The organism is Streptomyces sp. NPDC057654, from assembly GCF_042800135.1.
Classification (GTDB): domain Bacteria; phylum Actinomycetota; class Actinomycetes; order Streptomycetales; family Streptomycetaceae; genus Streptomyces.
In genome coordinates this window covers 1-3,836 of the sequence record NZ_JBHVHQ010000828.1, presented here as the reverse complement: position 1 = coordinate 3,836, position 3,836 = coordinate 1, and the positions used below count along the sequence as shown (strand labels likewise).

The 3,836-nt window shown below is 71.4% G+C and carries 3 protein-coding genes; all 3 read right to left on the bottom strand.

All coding sequences use genetic code 11. From position 1 onward, the window contains the following. Positions 1-45: 45 nt before the first annotated feature. The 3 genes from ACFU99_RS36645 to ACFU99_RS36635 all read right to left on the bottom strand — a co-directional run bounded on the left by ACFU99_RS36645 (position 46) and on the right by ACFU99_RS36635 (position 3,708). Positions 46-1,173 (bottom strand): GuaB3 family IMP dehydrogenase-related protein, encoded by a 1,128-nt coding sequence (locus ACFU99_RS36645; protein WP_384400864.1) that lies wholly within the window; start codon positions 1,171-1,173, stop codon positions 46-48. Positions 1,174-1,343: 170 nt separating this feature from the next. Continuing rightward, positions 1,344-2,846 (bottom strand): IMP dehydrogenase, encoded by a 1,503-nt coding sequence (gene guaB / locus ACFU99_RS36640; RefSeq protein WP_384400860.1) that lies wholly within the window; start codon positions 2,844-2,846, stop codon positions 1,344-1,346. Positions 2,847-3,132: 286 nt separating this feature from the next. Continuing rightward, positions 3,133-3,708 carry a sigma-70 family RNA polymerase sigma factor gene (locus ACFU99_RS36635; protein ID WP_363131920.1) on the bottom strand — a complete coding sequence of 192 codons (576 nt, stop codon included), beginning with the start codon at positions 3,706-3,708 and terminating at the stop codon, positions 3,133-3,135. Positions 3,709-3,836 lie beyond the last annotated feature (128 nt).

Here is a 3,836-nt window from a genome sequence, read left to right as displayed (position 1 = left end):
CCCGCGAACAGCGGGTGATCCGGGCCCTCAGCGGCTGCTGCCGCGTCAGCGGTTGTCGTGCTGGGACGGGGCCACCGTCACCTCGACGCGCTGGAACTCCTTGAGCTCCGAGTAGCCCGTCGTGGCCATCGCCCGGCGCAGCGCGCCGAAGAAGTTCATCGAGCCGTCCGGGGTGTGCGACGGGCCGAGCAGCACCTCCTCGGTGGTGCCGACCGCGCCCAGGTCCATCCGCTTGCCGCGCGGCACGTCCTCGTGGACGGCCTCCATGCCCCAGTGGTGGCCGCGGCCCGGCGCGTCCGTGGCACGGGCCAGCGGGGAGCCCATCATCACGGCGTCGGCGCCGCAGGCGATGGCCTTGGGCAGGTCGCCGGACCAGCCCACGCCGCCGTCCGCGATCACGTGCACGTACCGGCCACCGGACTCGTCCATGTAGTCGCGCCGGGCGGCGGCGACGTCGGCGACCGCGGTCGCCATCGGCACCTGGATGCCCAGCACGTTACGGGTGGTGTGCGCGGCGCCGCCGCCGAAGCCGACGAGGACGCCCGCCGCGCCCGTACGCATCAGGTGCAGGGCCGCGGTGTAGGTCGCGCAGCCGCCGACGATGACGGGCACGTCCAGCTCGTAGATGAACTGCTTGAGGTTGAGCGGCTCGGCCGCGCCCGAGACGTGCTCGGCGGAGACCGTGGTGCCGCGGATCACGAAGATGTCCACGCCCGCGTCGACCACGGCCTTGGAGAACTGCGCGGTGCGCTGCGGGGAGAGCGCGGCGGCGGTCACGACGCCGGAGTCGCGCACCTCCTTGATGCGCTGCCCGATCAGCTCCTCCTTGATCGGAGCGGCGTAGATCTCCTGGAGCCGCTTGGTGGCGGCGCTCTCGTCCAGCTCCGCGATCTCGGCGAGCAGCGGCTCCGGGTCCTCGTAGCGGGTCCACAGACCCTCCAGGTTCAGGACGCCCAGCCCGCCCAGCTCGCCGATGCGGATGGCGGTCTGCGGCGAGACCACCGAGTCCATCGGGGCCGCGAGGAAGGGCAGCTCGAACCGGTAGGCATCGATCTGCCAGGCGATCGAGACCTCCTTCGGGTCGCGGGTGCGCCGACTGGGGACGACGGCGATGTCGTCGAATGCGTACGCCCGGCGGCCGCGCTTGCCGCGCCCGATCTCGATCTCAGTCACGTGTGTGGCCTCTCAAATTCCTCGGCGCTCCATCTGCCGATTCCAGTATCCCCGACATGCCGGAACCCGCGGCCGGTAGTCCGGGCCGCGGGCTCTGACCAGGGCTTTCGCCGTGTATCAGCCGTATATCAGCCGTGCGTCAGCATGTATCAGCGTGCGTCACGCGTGCATCAGCGACGGGAGTAGTTCGGCGCCTCGGTGGTCAGCTGGATGTCGTGCGGGTGGCTCTCCTTGAGCCCCGCCGACGTGATGCGCACGAAACGGCCCTTGTCCTTCAGCTCCGGGACGTCCACGGAGCCGACGTAGCCCATGGAGGCGCGCAGGCCGCCGATGAGCTGGTGCGCCACCGAGGCGAGCGGACCGCGGTAGGGCACCTGGCCCTCGATGCCCTCGGGCACCAGCTTGTCCTCGGAGAGCACGTTGTCCTGGAAGTAGCGGTCCTTGGAGAAGGAACGGGCCTGGCCGCGCGTCTGCATCGCGCCCAGCGAGCCCATGCCCCGGTAGGACTTGAACTGCTTGCCGTTGATGAAGACCATCTCGCCCGGCGACTCCTCGCAGCCCGCCAGCAGCGAGCCGAGCATCACGGTGTCCGCGCCGGCCGCGATGGCCTTGGCGATGTCGCCGGAGAACTGGAGGCCGCCGTCGCCGATCAGCGGCACGCCCGCCGCGTGGCACGCCTGCGCGGCCTCGTAGATCGCCGTGACCTGCGGCACGCCGATGCCCGCGACGACCCGGGTGGTGCAGATCGAGCCGGGGCCCACGCCGACCTTCACGCCGTCCGCGCCCGCGTCGATGAGCGCCTGCGCGGCGTCGCGGGTGGCGATGTTGCCGCCGATGACGTCGACGGCCATCTGGGACTTGACCTTGGCGATCATGTCGAGGATGCCCCGGCTGTGGCCGTGCGCGCTGTCGACGACCAGGAAGTCGGCGCCGGCCTCGACGAGCGCCTGCGCCCGGTCGAACGCCTCGTCGCCGACGCCCACCGCGGCGCCGACGACGAGCCGGCCGTCGGCGTCCTTGGCGGCCTGCGGGTACTTCTCGGCCTTGACGAAGTCCTTGACCGTGATCAGGCCCTTGAGGATGCCCGCCTCGTCGACCAGCGGCAGCTTCTCGATCTTGTGGCGGCGGAGCAGCTCGATGGCGTCCTCGCCGGAGATCCCGACCTTGCCGGTGACCAGCGGCATCGGCGTCATGACCTCGCGCACCTGGCGGCCGCGGTCCAGCTCGAAGGCCATGTCGCGGTTGGTGACGATGCCCAGCAGCTTGCCCGCGGGGTCCGTGACCGGCACACCGCTGATGCGGAACTTCGCGCACAGCGCGTCGGCGTCGGCCAGCGTCGCGTCGGGGTGCACCGTGATCGGGTCGGTGACCATGCCCGACTCGGAGCGCTTGACGAGGTCGACCTGGTTGACCTGGTCCTCGATGGAGAGGTTGCGGTGCAGGACGCCGGCGCCGCCCTGGCGGGCCATGGCGATGGCCATCCGCGCCTCGGTGACCTTGTCCATCGCGGCGGACAGCAGCGGGATGTTCACCCGCACGTTGCGCGAGACCCGGGACGAGGTGTCAACCGCGTTCGGAAGCACCTCGGAGGCGCCCGGCAGCAGCAGCACGTCGTCGTATGTCAGCCCGAGCATCGCGAATTTCGCAGGCATTCCGTCGACGTTGTCAGTCATGACACCTTCCCAATGGTCTTGCCTCGGCGCGGACGTCCATGCTAACGGGAGCCACAGGCGTCTCATTCCACGACGAATGAGGGACGCGTCACTCGTGCGTTCCTACGGCGTGCGCCCGGCCGTTCCTACGGCGTGCGCCCGGCATACGGACAGCCACCGCGCCCGTCGGCCGGCACCCGCCCCATGACCGGCCGCCCGCCCCCTCGCACGTACGGGCAGCCGCCCCCCTCGCGCGTACGGGCGCCCGGCCCCGTACCCGCGTACGGAACCGGGCGCCCGCCACCGCCTACTGCTCGGCCAGCGCGCGGAGTCTGCTCATCGCGCGGTGCTGTGCGACCCGCACCGCGCCCGGCGACATCCCCAGCATCTGGCCGGTCTCCTCGGCCGTCATCCCGATGGCCACCCGCAGCAGCACCAGCTCGCGCTGGTGCTCCGGCAGGTTGGCGAGAAGTTTCTTGGCCCACTCGGCGTCGCTGCTGAGCAGCGCCCGCTCCTCCGGGCCGAGCGAGTCGTCCGGCTGCTCGGGCATCTCGTCGGAGGGCACGGCCGTGCTGCCGGGACGGCGCATGGCGGCCCGCTGGAGGTCGGCGACCTTGTGCGCGGCGATCGCGACGACGAACGCCTCGAAGGGCCGGCCGGTGTCGCGGTAGCGCGGCAGCGCGCACAGCACGGCCAGGCAGACCTCCTGGGCCAGGTCGTCCACGAAGTGGCGGGCGTCGCCGGGCAGACGGGAGAGCCGGGTGCGGCAGTAGCGCAGGGCGAGGGGGTGCACCAGGGCGAGCAGGTCGTGCGTGGCCCGCCGGTCCCCCTCGGCGGCGCGTGTGACGAGGGCGCCGATCGCCGTGTTCTCGTCGTCGCGCATCGGTCCATGGTGCCTTGGCGGCTGCTGATCGGTGGCACCGCGTCCATAGTTGTGCACCGAAGCGTTATGAGCGGGTGCGGCAGAACTCATTTCCTGCGCTCTCCCCTCGCGCTCGTCCGACTCGTCCC

Bases quoted from the DNA above. Each gene is read 5' to 3' on its own strand.
- guaB (WP_384400860.1), bottom strand. From the start codon at position 2,846: ATGACTGACAACGTCGACGGAATGCCTGCGAAATTCGCGATGCTCGGG.
- ACFU99_RS36635 (WP_363131920.1), bottom strand. From the start codon at position 3,708: ATGCGCGACGACGAGAACACGGCGATCGGCGCCCTCGTCACACGCGCC.